Source organism: Pseudomonas sp. B21-053 (assembly GCF_026016365.1).
GTDB lineage: Bacteria > Pseudomonadota > Gammaproteobacteria > Pseudomonadales > Pseudomonadaceae > Aquipseudomonas > Aquipseudomonas nunensis.
On the sequence record NZ_CP087205.1, the window covers coordinates 4,865,742 to 4,881,925 of the forward strand.

Annotated in this window: 9 protein-coding genes; 3 read left to right on the forward strand and 6 right to left on the reverse strand. The window is 61.9% G+C overall.

The annotated features are described in order from the left end of the window. Nucleotides 1–2: 2 nt before the first annotated feature. The 5 genes from LOY68_RS21795 to LOY68_RS21815 form a co-directional block, all read right to left on the reverse strand. Entirely contained in the window at nt 3–3,227 is a 3,225-nt protein-coding gene (locus LOY68_RS21795) for a transporter substrate-binding domain-containing protein (RefSeq protein WP_265039836.1), read from the reverse strand. Then, nucleotides 3,228–3,848: a response regulator transcription factor gene (locus tag LOY68_RS21800; protein WP_163913456.1), complete on the reverse strand. Its 621-nt coding sequence runs from the start codon at nt 3,846–3,848 to the stop codon at nt 3,228–3,230. 250 nt (nt 3,849–4,098) lie between these two features. After that, entirely contained in the window at nt 4,099–6,804 is a 2,706-nt protein-coding gene (gene mgtA / locus LOY68_RS21805; protein ID WP_265039838.1) for a magnesium-translocating P-type ATPase, read from the reverse strand. Nucleotides 6,805–7,308: 504 nt separating this feature from the next. Then, entirely contained in the window at nt 7,309–8,646 is a 1,338-nt protein-coding gene (locus tag LOY68_RS21810; RefSeq protein WP_265039840.1) for a lysine N(6)-hydroxylase/L-ornithine N(5)-oxygenase family protein, read from the reverse strand. Between the two features lie 132 nt (nt 8,647–8,778). Further along, nucleotides 8,779–9,261: a sigma-70 family RNA polymerase sigma factor gene (locus tag LOY68_RS21815; RefSeq protein ID WP_054051507.1), complete on the reverse strand. Its 483-nt coding sequence runs from the start codon at nt 9,259–9,261 to the stop codon at nt 8,779–8,781. A 320-nt stretch (nt 9,262–9,581) separates the two neighbouring features. Here LOY68_RS21815 and LOY68_RS21820 point away from each other — a divergent pair, with 320 nt between their 5' ends. From LOY68_RS21820 to LOY68_RS21830, 3 genes are read left to right on the forward strand one after another with little or no spacing between them, the layout of a single operon-like run. Next, nucleotides 9,582–10,754 carry an efflux RND transporter periplasmic adaptor subunit gene (locus LOY68_RS21820; protein WP_265039842.1) on the forward strand — a complete coding sequence of 391 codons (1,173 nt, stop codon included), beginning with the start codon at nt 9,582–9,584 and terminating at the stop codon, nt 10,752–10,754. Then, nucleotides 10,755–12,728 (forward strand): MacB family efflux pump subunit, encoded by a 1,974-nt coding sequence (locus tag LOY68_RS21825; RefSeq protein WP_265039844.1) that lies wholly within the window; start codon nt 10,755–10,757, stop codon nt 12,726–12,728. Nucleotides 12,729–12,735: 7 nt separating this feature from the next. After that, nucleotides 12,736–14,130: an efflux transporter outer membrane subunit gene (locus tag LOY68_RS21830; protein WP_265039846.1), complete on the forward strand. Its 1,395-nt coding sequence runs from the start codon at nt 12,736–12,738 to the stop codon at nt 14,128–14,130. A gap of 404 nt (nt 14,131–14,534) precedes the next feature. On the opposite strand, the gene LOY68_RS21835 is transcribed toward LOY68_RS21830, so the two are convergent. Then, on the reverse strand, nt 14,535–16,163 hold the full coding sequence (locus tag LOY68_RS21835) for a PvdJ/PvdD/PvdP-like protein (protein ID WP_265039847.1): 1,629 nt from the start codon (nt 16,161–16,163) through the stop codon (nt 14,535–14,537). Nucleotides 16,164–16,184 lie beyond the last annotated feature (21 nt).

Below are 16,184 nucleotides of genomic sequence, written 5' to 3' on the forward strand. Positions count from 1 at the left end.
CGTCAGCGCGGCCCGAGGCTCTGGTCCAGGCGCGTCATGGTCTGCTGCAAATGCTCGACGGCGATGTCGATCTGCGACCCGCGACCTTCGGCACACGCCTGCTCCAGTTGCTCGCAGCACTCGATCAGCCGCACCGCCCGAACCATGCGCGCACCGCCCTTGATGCGGTGCGCCAGGTCTCGGAGGTCCTGGCGATTATCCGCCGCGTGCGCCAGCAACAATCGTTGGCGATCCTCACGGTTGGTCAGCGCCAGCTCGTGCACCAGACGATCAATCAAGCGGCGATCGCTGCCGACGTAGGATTCCAGTCCACTCAAATCGATGTCGGCCTGCGGTGGCTCTTCCTCGGGTGATTCGTCAGCAAACCTTGTCGCCAGCCAGGCACTCAGGTCTCCCAGGCGTATCGGTTTGAACAGGCAATCGTCCATCCCGGCTTCGAGGCAGCGCAGCTTTTCCTCGGGTTGAGCATTGGCGGTGAACCCCAGGATCAACGTCGCCGGCAACCCTTGAGTTCGCTCCTCATCACGAATCGCCATCGCCAGTTCATAACCACTGAGCACCGGCATGTTGCAGTCCGTGATCAGCACATCGGGCGTCTGTTCTCGCCACTGCTCCAATCCCTGCCCGCCATCCTTGGCCGCCAAGACCCGATGCCCCAGATAACTCAGCTGACGTGACAGCAACAGGCGATTGGCCGGGTAGTCGTCGACCACCAGAATCGTCAACGCGCGGATCGGCAACGGCATTTCACCCGGCGGCGCTGCGCTGGGCTGCAACGCTTGCAAGGCGGGCACCTCCAGACTGACCTCGACCCGCGTGCCCCGACCGAGCTCACTGTGAAGCTGCAACCGCCCGCCCATCATTTCGCATAACGAGCGGCTGATCACCAACCCCAGCCCCGAACCGTGACGGCCCGATTGCGGGTTGTTGCCCGCCTGGACGAATGGACTGAACAGGCGTTGCTGGTCGGCGACGCTGATGCCGATGCCACTGTCCTCGATCATCACGCTCACCCGCAGATGCCCGGCCAGCCCAGGTTCCAGGCGCAAGCTCAGGCTGACCTCGCCGGCTTCGGTGAACTTGATCGCGTTGCTCAACAGATTCGACAGGACTTGTTTGAAACGCAGCGGATCGATCAGCACATCTCGGTCGCTTTGCCCATCCAATGAAACCCGCCAATCGAGTGCCTTCTGGCGCGCCAGACCTTCAAAAACCCGACACACCGATTCCGTCAGCTCACGCAAATTGGCGCGCTCCGGCGCCAATGATAAATGCCCGGACTCGATGCGGGCGATGTCGAGAATATCGCCGATCAACACCAATAATTGCTGTGCGGAACTGGACGCCACTTCAATCGCAAACCGATCAGTCACGCCCTCTTCCGAGCGTTTCAGGGCCAGTTCGAGCATGCCGATCAAGGCGTTCATTGGCGTGCGGATTTCGTGGCTCATGGTCGCCAGAAACGTGGTTTTCGCCCGGTTGGCGTCATCGGCGGCGTCCTTGGCGTCCTGCAATTGCTGGAGCCAGCGCTGACGCTGGGAAATCTGTCGGCGCTGCCAGGCGATCCAGCCCAGCGCCAGCAACAGCAAGGCACCAGCAGCGGCAAAGCCTTGCAGGATGCCTTGCCGATGACGCTGCCAATAGCTGTCATCGACCATCACGTCATTGCTCCAGCGCGCCACCAATTCGTCCATCTCCTGGGGTGAAATGCTCAGCAACGCCTTGTTCAGGATCGACTGCAATTCCACTGCGCCACGGTCGGTGGCCAGGGTGATGAGCGCCGGTTCATTGCCCACGGTGCTGTTGATCTGCAGGCGATCACGGTAGTGCCGGACAATCAGGTGTCGGGTCAGGATCAATGAACTGAGTGCCGCATCAGCCTGCCCTTTGACCACGGCCTCCAGACCTTGCGCCGGACTTTGCACATCCACCAGCCGGATACCCGCTGCCCGCGCCAGAATAAACTCGCGCAAAGGATGACTGTGACTGATCGCCAGACGCTTGCCCACCAGGTCGTCGAGGGTTTTCGGGCTGCCCGCCGTGGTGGCACTGACCAGCACGAACGGATTGCTCAAGTAGGCGCGGGTGAAACGCAACTCGGCCTCGCGCTCGGCGCTGGGAATAATCGCGGGCAGCAGGTCAATTTCACCGGCCTTGAGTTGCTGGATCTGTTGATCCAGTGAACGGCTGCGCTGCGCCCTGAAATTGAGGCCGCTGCGCTGGCTGATCAGGTTCAGCAACTGCGCGGTCAGCCCGCTGAAGCGTCCCTGGGCATCGAAAAACGTCAGCGGCGCGAAGTCCTCGACGACGCCCACGGTGAGCGTCGGATGCCGCGCCAGCCAACGCTGTTCAGCGGCGCTCAAGCGCACGCTCTGCTGACCGGAAAGGTTGGCCCGGCCGGCACTCCAGCGCTGCTCGATGGCCGCGCGCTGATCCATGGGAATCGCCGCCAGTGCGCGGTCCACGATGCCCGACAGACGCGTATTGCTGCGGGCCAGGGCAAAGCCGAACGGATTGGCGTCCAGCCCTGATGGCCCGGTCAGGTGAACGTTGTTGAGGTAGTTATTGTTGATCAGGTAGTTGGCGCTGATGAAGTCGCCCAGGTACACATCGTCCTGGCCGAACGCTACGGCGCCGAGGGCTTCGAGTGTCGAGGCATACTGGTGCAGGCGCGCCTCGGGATAGAACGCCTCGACACTGGAGGCCCGCAGATAATCGTCAACCATGGCAATGCGCTTGCCCGCCAGATCGTCGGGCAGGCGCTCGTCCAGTCGAGTAACCAGCATCGGCTGGTCTTCGGCATAGGCGCGGGACCTGATCAGGTCGGGATCGGCCACCTCGAAATTGTTCGACGTCCCGAGCAGGTCCAGCCCATCACGTTTAAGCGCCTGCATGGCCGCTTCGCGCGTGGCGTAACGCAAGACCTCGACCTTGACGTGCAGCAGTTGCGCCAGCAGATCGGCGTAGTCGGCGGTGATGCCCTCCAGTTCAGCGTGATTGCGCGTCACCTCGAAGGGCGGGTAGTCCGGTCCCGACACACCGAGGCGCAACACGCGCTTGTTGCGCAGCCATTGCCAATCCGTTTCGTCGAGTTGGACGCCGTATCCGTCCACGGTCGAGCGTCCGAGCAGGTGCAGGGCTTGCGGTTCATCCGCCATCACCGCAGGGGTTTGCAGCGCAGTGAACAACATCAGCACGATCAGGCAGGCGCGCACGGTCTGGTCCATTCAGATCAGCTGGTTGCGTTTGCAGAAATCACGCAAGTGCACCGCCGAATGCACCCCGAGCTTTTCGATCAGGCGTGTCTTGTAGGTGCTGACGGTCTTGTGGCTCAGGTTCATGAGCTCGGCGATTGCCTTGTTGCTCATACCGTTCGCCAAGTGTCGGCAAATAGCCAGTTCGCGATTGGAGAGTGAGTCGATCAGCTGCTTTTCACTGCTTTGCAGCATGTCCAGGGACGACGAGGGCAATCGAGTGAAATAGGTATAGCCGGCCATGAGCGCATGAATCGCTTTGTGCAATTGGCTCAGATCGTTGGTTTTCGAGACATAGGCCAAGGCGCCGGCCCGCATGCAACGCTCTTGAAAAAACAGCGGCTCCAGGGACGTAAAGATCAGCACCCGACTGGAGAACTCACTGAGCCTGATGCGCTCCAGCACTTCCAGCCCATCGAGACCGGGCATGACCAGGTCGAGCACCAGCAGATCGGGGGCATGTTCGCGAAGCATGGCCATCACCTCGCTGCCGCTGGACGCCTCGTCAATCTGTTTGAAGCCCTCCTTTTCAAGAACAATTTTGACTGCGGCCCGTACCACCGGATGATCGTCCACAATCAGCGCTGACTTCATGGCAACTCCCTGTGCAAAAGACATGATTGCCCAACGTCTACCCCGGGGCTGGCCCGGGGTAGACGCAACGGCTGCGCAATGACTTTTGCATGGGTCGACAGGCAAAACTACCTGTCAGATCTGACAGTTCAGACGAGTGGTCGCCATCCTCTGTGGGAGCGAGGCTTGCCCGCGATGGAGGCACCTCGGTCCTGTACGGGACCGCGTCATCGTTCTTCGCGAGCAAGCTTTGCTCCTACAGTTGGTAGCTTTATTGCCAGCCAAATCGGCGGATATAGAACCCTTTCACCGCCTGCGTCAGCCCCATGTACGCCAGCAGAATCAGCGGCAGGAACACGAAGTACAGCGACGGCAGCGCCTGCAGCTTGAAGTAGTGCGCCAGCGGTCCCATTGGCAGGAAGATCCCGACCGCCATGATGATCCCGGTCATGACCATCAACGGCATGGCCGCGCGGCTTTGCAGGAACGGAATCTTTGGTGTGCGGATCATGTGCACGATCAGCGTCTGGGTCAGCAACCCCACCACGAACCAGCCGGACTGGAACAGGGTCTGGTGGTCCGGGGTGTTGGCGTCGAACACGTACCACATCAAGGCAAACGTGGTGATGTCGAAGATCGAGCTGATCGGGCCGAAGAACAACATGAAGCGCCCGACATCCGCCGGTTGCCAGCGTTGGGGTTTCTTCAGCATCTCGGCATCGACGTTATCGAACGGGATGGCAATCTGCGAAATGTCATACAGCAGGTTCTGTACCAGCAGGTGCATCGGCAGCATCGGCAGGAACGGGATAAACGCGCTGGCCACCAGCACCGAGAACACGTTGCCGAAGTTCGAGCTGGCGGTCATCTTGATGTACTTGAGCATGTTGGCGAAGGTCCGGCGCCCTTCCAGCACGCCCTCCTCCAGCACCATCAGGCTCTTTTCCAGCAGGATGATATCGGCCGCTTCCTTGGCGATGTCCACCGCGCTGTCCACCGAAATACCGATGTCGGCCGCGCGCAGTGCCGGGGCGTCGTTGATGCCGTCGCCCATGAACCCGACCACATGCCCGTTGCCCTTGAGCAAACGCACGATGCGTTCCTTGTGCGACGGCGTCAGTTTGGCGAAGACGTTGGTGGTTTCCACCGCCACGGCCAGTTCGGCATCACTCATGCGCTCGACGTCGTTGCCCATCAGCAGGCCTTGTTGTTCCAGGCCGACCTCGCGGCAAATCTTCGCGGTCACCAATTCGTTATCGCCGGTCAGCACCTTCACCGCGATGCCGTGAGCGGCCAATGCACGCAAGGCCGGCGCGGTGCTTTCCTTGGGCGGATCGAGGAATGCCACGTAGCCGATCAGGGTCATCTGCTGTTCATCGGCGATGCTGTAGACCGCCTGATCTTTCGGTGTGTGCCGCGCGGCCACCGCCACCACACGCAAGCCTTCCTCGTTGAAGGACGCGGTCACTTCGCGAATCCGCGCCAGCAGTTCATCGGTCAGCGGCTCGTCGTTATCGCCGTGGCGAACATGGGTGCATCCGGCGAGAATTTCTTCCACCGCACCTTTGCACACCAGCACGTGGTAAGGCCGGTCATGCTCGGCCACCACCACCGACATGCGGCGCCGGGTGAAATCGAACGGCACTTCATCGACCTTGGCAAATGCCGTGGCCACTTCGAGTTCACGGTGCACCTCGACGTGTTGCAACACCGCCACGTCCAGCAGGTTTTTCAGGCCGGTCTGGTAGTAGCTGTTGAGGTAGGCCATTTCCAGCACGTCGTCAGACTCTTTGCCCCAGACGTCCACATGCCGGGCGAGGAAGATCTTGTCCTGAGTCAGGGTGCCGGTCTTGTCGGTGCACAGCACGTCCATCGCGCCGAAGTTCTGGATCGCGTCCAGGCGTTTGACGATGACTTTCTTGCGCGACAGGAACACCGCGCCCTTGGCCAACGTCGAGGTGACGATCATCGGCAGCATTTCCGGAGTCAGGCCGACGGCGATGGACAGCGCGAACAGCAGCGCCTGCATCCAGTCTCCCTTGGTGAAACCGTTGATGAACAACACCAGTGGCGCCATCACGAACATGAAGCGGATCAACAACCAGCTGACTTTGTTGACGCCGTTCTGGAACGAGGTTGGCGCCCGGTCGGTGGCGCTGACCCGCTGCGCCAATGCGCCGAAATAGGTGCTGTTGCCGGTGGTCAGGATTACCGCGATGGCCGAACCCGAGACCACGTTGGTGCCCATGAACAGAATGTTGTCGAGGTCCAGCGGGTTGCTGGTGTCGCTGTCCTGCTGGCGCGGGAATTTTTCCACTGGCATCGATTCGCCGGTCATCGCCGCCTGGCTGACGAACAGGTCCTTGGCGCTGAGCACCCGGCAATCGGCGGGAATCATGTCGCCGGCCGAGAGCACGATCAGGTCGCCGGGCACCAATTGCTTGATCGGCAACTCGATGCGCTGCGCGCCCTGGCGCATGACGGTCGCGGTGTTGCTCACCATCGCCTTCAGCGCATCCGCCGCCTGGTTCGACTTGGCTTCCTGCCAGAACCGCAGCAGGGTCGAGAGCACCACCATGGAGAAAATCACCACGGCAGCCTTGATGTCTTCCGTGAACCAGGAGACCACCGCCAACAAGGTCAGCAGCAGGTTGAATGGGTTTTTGTAGCAGTGCCACAGGTGCACCCACCACGGCAACGGCTGCTCATGCTCGACTTCGTTGAGGCCGAATTGTTCGCGCAGGGTGTCGGCTTCGGCCTCGCTCAAACCATCGCTGTGACTGCCGAGGTTATCCAGCAACAGGCCAGTGTCGCTGTTGGCCGCCGACACCAGGGTCTGCGCCAGCGTCGGCGGTACTTCACGGCTGACCGTGGTGTCGTTGATGCTTTCCAGCAACGCCAGGCGACGAAAGTGCCGGGCGATGTGGCGGGTGCGCAGGAATCCGGCGAAGAATTCTTTGAGCAAGGTCAGGTTCATGGCAGTTGCCCCCCAGGGTCAGCCGGGAAACCGTCGAGCAGGCGCGTCGAGTCGCCGCGATGTCGACAGGCAGGTCGAACATCACGCACGGTTCAGCGTCGATGAGAGGGACGTCGGGAGTCGCGCCGCCACTGGCCGCGATCGGGATGCCGCTACTCGCTTTTCAGCAAGGTAACGGCACAAAAAAGCTGCGCGTTAGCTTGCCGAGAAGGTGCCGGTTACTGAAACCGGCCGACTACTGTCACTCGAACAAGTACCCACTGTGGGTCTCCGCTATTGATGAAAACGCGCGAAGCTTACGCCCCGATTTCTGGAGAGTAAACGATGCTGGGGAGTGTGCCGGGGGAATCGGCGGGTTCTTCAGGAAGGGTTCAGGATCGAGGATTTTCGGTGTTCTTTTTGGCCCCTTCGCGAGCAAGCCCGCTCCCACAATGGACCTGTGTTCACAGATCAAATGTGGGAGCGGGCTTGCTCGCGAAGGCTGACTATCAGGCGCAGAAAATCTTAGCTGGCTGTCGCCAACAACAAATCCATCACCGACCGCCCATGCCCGCGCGACTTGCCATGTTCATACAGCGAACCGGCAATTTCATCGGCGCGGATCGGCAGGATCGACAGCAAGGTGTCGCTCAAGCCGTGGCTGGCCTGGCAGAAGCCCTGCATGTAGATGCCGGCCTTGCAGCGCTCGTCGGTGATCAGTTTGTAATTGCGATCGACCTCGAAGTCGCCCAGGTACTGTTCCAGCGGCGCCAGCAGTTTGCGGTGCATCTGACGCTCGTAACCGGTGGCCAGGACCACGGCATCGTAATGCCGAACCGTGACTTCGCCGGTGGCGTTGTTGCGCACCGCCAGTTCGATGCCGCGCTCGGTGGCGGTGGCTTTTGAGAGGGTGGTCAGGGTGCGGAATGCATGGCGCGCAATCCCGGAGACTTTCTGGCGATAGAAGATGCCGTAGATGCGCTCGATCAGGTCGATGTCCACCACCGAATAGTTGGTGTTGTGGTACTCGTTGACCAGACGCTCGCGCTCGCTGCTGGCCTGCTGGAACACCAGATCAGTGAATTCCGGCGAGAACACTTCGTTGACGAACGGGCTGTCGTCTGCCGGCTTCAGGGCCGAGCCACGCAGGATCATGTCCACTTGCACCGACGGGAAGCTGTCGTTCAAGTCGATGAAAGCTTCCGCCGCGCTCTGCCCGCCGCCGATGATCGCAATGCTCATCGGCTGGTTGTTCACGCACGGTTGCTTGGCCATTTGCGCCAGGTACTGGGAGTGGTGGAACACGCGGCTGTCATCCTTGAGCGCCTTGAACGCTTCGGGAATGCGCGGTGTACCGCCGGCACTGACCACCACCGAACGGGTGGTGCGCACGTGTTGCTGGCCCTGGGTATCGCGGGAGATCACGCGCAGCGCTTCGACCTGCTGGTTGTGCAGCACCGGCTCGATGGTCAGCACTTCTTCGCCGTAGCGGCTCTGCTCGGTGAACTGCCCGGCGACCCAGCGCAGGTAGTCGTTGTACTCCATGCGGCACGGGTAGAAGGTGCCGAGGTTGATGAAGTCCACCAGGCGCCCGTGATGCTTGAGGTAGTTGACGAACGAGTACGGGCTGGTCGGGTTGCGCAGGGTCACCAGGTCCTTGAGGAAGGAAATCTGCAACTCGCTCTGGGTCACCAGGGTGTTACCGTGCCAGCGGTAGTCGGCCTGCTTGTCGAGAAACAGAACATCCAGCTCACCCTGGTTCGGTGCGCGCTCTTGCAGAGCGATGGCCAGCGCCAGGTTCGATGGGCCGAAACCGATGCCGATCAGGTCGTGAACGATGGGCGATGCAATTGCCTGTGTCATTTCCAGTGTCCTCTGGATGAACCCCTCAGCAGCGGGGATAAAACCTGGGTGACCTGACCGGCCTGTGGCAGGACAGCAGATCGTCTGTTGAGTAGGGACGAGGACAATGAAAAAAAATTTAAGCGGAAGGGATCAGTGGGCGTCCCACTGCTTGATGCGCACCCGGCAATGTTTCATCGCGTTGACGATGTGTTTCTCCACCAGCGCCCGGGAAATCCCAAGGTGTTCGGCTATCTCCGGGTGCGACAGGCCGTCGATCTTGCGCAGCAGGAAACTCTCGCGGCACAGCCTCGGCAATTCCGCCAACGCGCGCTGGAGCATGGCCAGGCGTTGGCCGTGGTCGAGGCTGGTGTGCGGCGAAGGGGTGAAATAGCGCTCTTCGTTGTCGAGCACTTCCAGGGATTCGACCTGACGCAGGGCATTGCGCCGATGGTCGTCGATCACCAGATTCAGCGCGGTGCGATACAGGAATGCCCGGGGCTGCTCGATCGGCGTGTCGCTGGATCGCTCCAGTACCCGCAGATAAGCGTCATGCACCACATCTTCGGCCACCTGACGGTTGCCCAGCTTGGCGTTCAGGAAACACACCAGCTCGCGATAGTAGTTTTCCAACATGACTCCCGGCCGCACGAGGTGCGGGACCTGTCCTTGAGCCAGCTCCGCGACCGCCGAATGGGCAGTGGCAGGATGGTGGCAATTTAAGTCGCGTAATTTATAGTAATTCTCATATAGATTTAAAGTGCTGTTTCAATTTGCCCGATAAATAGTCCTGATCTACACCTGTAACTCCGTGTGTCCGCGCTTAAATTCCTCCCCGCATTCCTCGTTTACAGGACAGCTCCCCGTGTCTGTCGGCCCTCCGACAGCGCTCGACTGTCGCCTCTTTTTGCGCGCCAGTTGCGCGACGGGCCGATTTTCTCTGGCCGGAACCCTGCATGAAACGTCCCCGACACACCCGACGCGCCCTGCTTGTAGCCCTTTGTCTGATCCCCGTCATGGCCGTCGCGGCCTGGAAGATCCTTCCGCCCGGCCGCGATCAATTCGCCACGGTGCAAGTCACGCGCAGCGACATCGAAAGCAGCGTCACGGCGCTGGGCACCTTGCAACCGCGGCGTTATGTCGATGTCGGCGCCCAGGCGTCGGGGCAGATCCACAAGATCCATGTGGAAGTCGGCGATGTGGTCAAGGAAGGCGACCTGCTGGTGGAAATCGATCCATCGACGCAACAGGCCAAACTCGACGCCGGGCGTTTTTCCATTGACAACCTCAAGGCGCAGCTTGAGGAACAAAAGGCCCAGCACGAACTGGCCCGGCAGAAATTCCAGCGCCAGCAAAACCTCGCGGCCGGTGGCGCCACCCGCGCCGAAGACGTGCAAACCGCCCAGGCCGAACTGCGCGCCACCCAGGCCCGCGTGGACATGTTCCAGGCGCAGATTCGCCAGGCCCAGGCCAGTCTGCGCAGTGATCAGGCCGAGCTCGGCTACACGCGCATTTATGCGCCGATGAACGGAACCGTGGTCGCCCTCGATGCCCGTGAAGGCCAGACCCTCAACGCCCAGCAGCAGACGCCGCTGATTCTGCGCATCGCCAAGTTGTCGCCGATGACGGTGTGGGCCGAGGTCTCGGAAGCCGATATCGGCCACGTCAAACCCGGCATGACCGCGTGGTTCACCACCCTTAGCGGCGGCAACCGGCGCTGGAACAGCACCGTGCGGCAGATCTTGCCGATCCCGCCCAAACCGCTGGATCAGACCAGTCAGGGCGGCGGCAGTCCTGCCAGTTCGAGCAAAAGCGGCACTGGACGCGTGGTGCTGTACACCGTGTTGCTCGATGTGGATAACGCCGACAACGCCTTGATGGCGGAAATGACCACTCAGGTGTTCTTCGTCTCCGACCAGGCGAAAAACGTCCTCACCGCGCCGATTGCTGCGCTGCAGGGCGGCCCCCAGGCCGACAGCCAGACTGCGCAAGTCGTCGCGAAAAACGGCGCGATCCAGCAACGGGAGGTGCGCACCGGCATCAGTGACCGGCTGAAAGTGCAGATCCTCGATGGCCTCGAAGAAGGCGATCACCTGTTGATCGGCCCGGCTGACGGGAGTGGCGGCTGAATGCAGACGCCCCTGATCGACCTGCAGGACATCCGCAAAGCCTACGGTGGCGGCGATGCCCCGGAAGTCCACGTATTGCGCGGCATCGACCTGGCGATCCATGCCGGCGAGTTCGTGGCGATTGTCGGCGCTTCCGGGTCGGGCAAATCGACGCTGATGAACATCCTCGGCTGCCTCGACCGGCCGACCTCGGGCGAATACCGCTTCGCCGGGGAAAACGTCGCACAGCTCGACAGCGATGAACTGGCCTGGCTGCGTCGCGAAGCGTTTGGTTTTGTGTTCCAGGGCTATCACCTGATCCCGTCCGGCTCGGCCCAGGAAAACGTCGAGATGCCGGCCATCTACGCAGGCACCCCGGCCGCCGAACGCCATGCCCGCGCCGCCGCCCTGCTCGACCGCCTCGGCCTGGCCACGCGCACTGGCAACCGCCCGCATCAACTCTCCGGTGGCCAGCAACAACGGGTGTCGATTGCCCGCGCCCTGATGAACGGCGGCCACATTATCCTCGCCGACGAACCCACCGGCGCCCTCGACAGCCACAGCGGCGCCGAGGTCATGATCTTGCTCGACGAACTGGCAAGCCAGGGCCACGTGGTGATCCTGATCACCCACGACCGCGAAGTGGCGGCGCGGGCCAAGCGCATCATTGAAATCCGTGACGGCCTGATCATCAGCGACAGCGCCCGTGACAACCCCGCAGCGCAAACCTCGGCCAACCCCGGCGCGTTGCAAGCGGTGGACCTGCGCAAGCGCCTCAGCCAAGGCGCCGAGGCCACCGGTGCCTGGAAAGGCGAGCTGGTGGATGCGGTGCACGCGGCCTGGCGGGTGATGTGGATCAACAAGTTCCGCACCGCCCTGACCTTGCTCGGAATCATCATCGGCGTGGCGTCGGTGGTGGTGATGCTCGCGGTCGGCGAAGGCAGCAAGCGTCAGGTCATGGCGCAGATGGGCGCATTCGGTTCGAACATTATTTACCTCAGCGGCTCGGCGCCGAACCCGCGCACACCGCCCGGGGTCATCACTCTGGACGACGTCGCCGCGCTGGCCAGCCTGCCGCAAGTGCGGCGGATCATGCCGGTGAATGGCTCCGAGGCCGGGGTGCGTTTCGGCAACGTCGATCACCTGAGTTATGTCGGCGGCAACGACACCAATTTCCCGGCGATTTTCAACTGGCCGGTGGTCCAGGGCAGCTACTTCACCGACGCCGATGAAAAATCCGGCGCGGCGGTGGCGGTGATCGGCCACAAGGTGCGCACGAAATTGCTCAAGGACGTGGCCAACCCCATCGGCCAATACATCCTGATCGAGAACGTGCCGTTCCAGGTGGTCGGCGTGCTCGCGGAAAAAGGCGCCAGCTCCGGCGACTCCGACAGCGATAACCGCATCGCCATTCCGTATTCGGCGGCCAGCGTGCGGCTGTTTGGCACGCACAATCCCGAATACGTGGCCATCGCCACGACCGACGCGCGCAAGGTCAAGGAAGCGGAAACCGCGATCAAGCAATTGATGCTACGCCTGCACGGCGGCAAGCAGGATTTCGAATTGACCAACAACGCGGCGATGATCCAGGCCGAGGCCCGGACCCAGAACACCCTGTCGCTGATGCTCGGCTCGATTGCCGCGATCTCGCTGCTGGTCGGTGGGATCGGCGTGATGAACATCATGCTCATGACCGTGCGCGAACGTACCCGCGAGATCGGTATCCGCATGGCCACCGGCGCCCGTCAGCGCGACATCCTGCGTCAGTTCCTCACCGAAGCGGTGATGCTCTCAGTGGTCGGCGGCCTCGCCGGGATTGCCCTGGCGTTGATCGTCGGTGGCGTGTTGGTGCTCAGCGAAGTTGCCGTCGCGTTTTCCTTGATGGCGGTGCTCGGCGCCTTCGGCTGCGCCCTTGTTACCGGTGTTGTCTTCGGCTTCATGCCGGCCCGCAAAGCTGCCCGGCTCGACCCGGTCACGGCCCTTACCAGTGAATGATCGATCTATGAAGCCGCCATTGAGCCTGTTGACTATCTGCCTGTTGCTCAGCGCCTGCAGCAGCCCTGCCCCGCGCCCGGACAGCGGCCTCGCACCGCCCGCCACGTGGCAATCGCCGCACAACGAAAACGCCGCGCGCAGCAATGCGCAATGGTGGACGCAATTCGGCAGCCCACCATTGGATCGCCTGATCGAGCAGGCGCGGGTCGGCAGTTTCGACCTCGCGGCGGCGGTCGCACGGGTACGTCAGGCCCAGGCCGGAACGGTGATTGCCGGTGGTTCGCAGTTGCCGGAGATAAAGGCCGGGGCGAATGCCAACCGCCAGAAACTGCTGCGCGGCAATGGCTACAGTCAGCTTGATGCAGACAGCAGCAACGAGGCGGTGGATTACTTTGATGCCAACCTGAATGCCAGTTATGAGATCGATTTCTGGGGCGGCAAGCGTGCGTCCCGCGACAGTGCGCAGTTCGGATTAAAGGCCAGCGAGTTTGATCAAGCCACGGTGGAGCTGACGGTGCTCAGCGGTGTAGCCAACAGCTACACGAAAACCCTGTCGTTGCGCGAGCAGCGGCGGATTGCCGAACTCAATCTGGCGAATGCCCAGAGCGTGTTGAAACTGGTGCAGACCCGCTACGACTCAGGCTCGGCCACCGCCCTCGAACTGGCCCAGCAGAAAAGCCTGGTCGCGGCGCAGCAACGGCAATTGCCGACGGTGCAGCAACAGGCCGACGAATCGCTGATCACCCTTGCCGCCCTGCTCGGCCGACCGGTGCAGCAACTGGCACCGATCGACGAATCCTTCGATCACCTGCAATGGCCCGTGATCGGTGCGGGCGTGCCCAGCGAGTTGCTGAGCCGCCGCCCGGACATCGCCCGCGCCGAAGCACAACTCTCCGCCGCCCGCGCCGACGTCACCGTCGCCCGCGCCGCCATGCTGCCCTCCATCACCCTCAGCGCCAGCTTCGGCTCCGGGGCGAACAGCGCCAGCGATATTCTGCGCAGCCCGTTCTACAACCTCACTGCCGGTTTGGTGGCGCCGATCTTCAACAACGGCCGCCTCGGTGCCGAACGCGACAAAGCCACGGCACGCCAGCAAGAACTGTTGGAGGTCTATCGCGGCGCGATCATCAACGGTTTCGCCGACGTCGAAAAAGCCCTCAACAGCATTCGCTGGCTCGACGAACAACGCCAATGGCAAAGCGAAGAACTGAGCCAGGCCCAAACCGCCTTCAACATCGCCCAAAGCCGCTACCAGGCTGGCGCCGAGGATTTACTCACGGTGCTGGAGACACAACGCACGCTGTACGCGGCGCAGGATTTGAACGTGCAACTGAAGCTGTCGCGGTTGCAGGCGAGTATTGCGTTGTACAAAGCGCTGGGTGGAGGGTGGCAGACGTTGTGATGGCGGTGAATGTCAGATCGCCTTCGCGAGCAGGCTCGCTCCCACAGGGGATCTGAGGCGTACGCAAATGTTGCGTCCACTGAAGATCAAAATGTGGGAGCGGGCTTGCTCGCGAAGGCGGAGTGTCAGTCGAGATTAATGTTGGATGTGCCGACGCTTTCGCGAGCAAGCCCGCTCCCACAGGGGATCTCAAGTGTTCACAAATACTGTGTTCACCAAAGATTCCCTGTGGGAGCGAGCCTGCTCGCGAAGGCGGAGTGTCAGGCGAGATTAATGTTGGATGTGCCGATGCTTTCGCGAGCAAGCCCGCTCCCACAGGGGATCTCAGGTGTTCACAAATACTGTGTTCACCATAGATCTTGTGTGGGAGCGAGCCTGCTCGCGAATGAACGATAACGCCGTCGTCAGGCCTGCCGCTGCTTGACCTTCAAATTCCGTGCATACCACGGCCGTTGCGGCACGCGGCGGAACAGGTCGGCGAGTTTCTTTTCGTCGGTGCCGAAGGTGATGCGCAGCGCGAGTTTCATGGTTTCCGGGTCCATTTCCACCGACTTGCCCGCCTGCAATCCCGGCGTGGTGCTGCACCCGTGAGTGCTCGGGCCGAGCCAGGGGTCGTCGACTTCGACGAAGCGGCCCGGGGCGAACCACGGCACGCCATTGACCTCCAGCCGCGTGACCTCCCCCGGATGGAAGCGCTCATGCGCGCGGAACCAGTCTTCAAGCCGATCATCGATCCAGCCGTGGAAATGCCAGAACACCGGGTTCACATGGGAGGAAAACGGGTCACCGAGAAAATCGTTTTCCGGCCCGAACCAACGCGCGGCAAAGTCCGAGGGATCCCGGGCAAACGGCACCGGCTGACCATTCGACGGATCACGCGGCACCGACGCCCAACGCATGTGCAGCCAGTCATGCAAACCCAATTCGACTTCCGAACCGAACTGCCCCAACGTCAACTTCGACAAATAACGCGGGTCGCGGTACTGCGATTCCCAGACCTGGAAATTGCTGTGATACGTCTCGGCAGTCTTGATGTCGCTGACCCACTGGGTGTACTCCGGATCCTCACCCGCCAGCCAAGTCGGCGGCAGTGAAGCGCCGTCGTGGTTGTCGAAGTAGCGGGCAAAACCCTGGCGATCCCGCTCCAGTTCCGGTTGCGGCATCGGGAAGCTTGGCCAGGACGGCAAGTCTTGCATCGAGCGCGCGGTGGCGAGCATGTGCCGGTGCATAAAGAAAAAGTCCACGCCCGAACCATTGCGATCCTTCTTCGGCCCCCGGGCATCGCGCTCCTTGTCTCGCGGGCCCGGCTGCCAGCCAATCCCGCGCAAGGCCCCGCGCTTGTCTTCGGAGAGCGTGTGCCATTTGTCCCGCGAGGCATGCCAGAGCTGATGGAACAAACGATGCTCCGGAGAAATCAGCCACGCCAACAGCGTCGGATTCAGGCCGGTACGCTCCCGTGCTTCAGGAAACAGGCGTTTGTGCGCGACAAAGCGATTGTCCAGCGCCGGTAAACCGAGTGGACGGTCCAGTCGCAGGATGCGCCCGCTGAGCGTGCCACTGCCGGCATTGCCGAAATCAGCCCAGACCTCATCGAGAATCACCGACAACTCATACGTCGCTGCGCCGTTGGCCGATTGCGTATCGATCAGGCGCCAATACATCTCGCCAGGCTTGGGTGACACCAGATCGCCCATGACCCGATAACGCGGCTCAGCGTCGCCACGCAACTGCTGCGCGGTGTCCAGATAGCCGCGCAAACCGCGCCCACGCTGGGCGACGTCGAGCAACAACTCCAGGCCTTGCAACGGCAAACCGTCGAGGCCTGCCTGCGCGCCCTCGAAGCGAACATCCCAGACGCCACGCAGCGAATTCGCCAGGTGCTGGCCCGCAGTGTCCGCCAGATCGACCGTCGCCTCACCGGGGGTGATCGTCGGGTCCGGCTTCGTCCATTCGCGATGCCCATAAAAAGCCGCAGGCACGGCGGCGCCGGTCAGCGCCAGGCCCGCCATGAACCATCGTCGAGAAATCGTCATTGCCCTACCTGTGTCAGCCAT

Coding starts and splice junctions, on each gene's coding strand:
- LOY68_RS21795 (WP_265039836.1), bottom strand. CDS start 3,227: ATGGACCAGACCGTGCGCGCCTGCCTGATCGTGCTGATGTTGTTCACT.
- LOY68_RS21800 (WP_163913456.1), bottom strand. CDS start 3,848: ATGAAGTCAGCGCTGATTGTGGACGATCATCCGGTGGTACGGGCCGCA.
- mgtA (WP_265039838.1), bottom strand. CDS start 6,804: ATGAACCTGACCTTGCTCAAAGAATTCTTCGCCGGATTCCTGCGCACC.
- LOY68_RS21810 (WP_265039840.1), bottom strand. CDS start 8,646: ATGACACAGGCAATTGCATCGCCCATCGTTCACGACCTGATCGGCATC.
- LOY68_RS21815 (WP_054051507.1), bottom strand. CDS start 9,261: ATGTTGGAAAACTACTATCGCGAGCTGGTGTGTTTCCTGAACGCCAAG.
- LOY68_RS21820 (WP_265039842.1), top strand. CDS start 9,582: ATGAAACGTCCCCGACACACCCGACGCGCCCTGCTTGTAGCCCTTTGT.
- LOY68_RS21825 (WP_265039844.1), top strand. CDS start 10,755: ATGCAGACGCCCCTGATCGACCTGCAGGACATCCGCAAAGCCTACGGT.
- LOY68_RS21830 (WP_265039846.1), top strand. CDS start 12,736: ATGAAGCCGCCATTGAGCCTGTTGACTATCTGCCTGTTGCTCAGCGCC.
- LOY68_RS21835 (WP_265039847.1), bottom strand. CDS start 16,163: ATGACGATTTCTCGACGATGGTTCATGGCGGGCCTGGCGCTGACCGGC.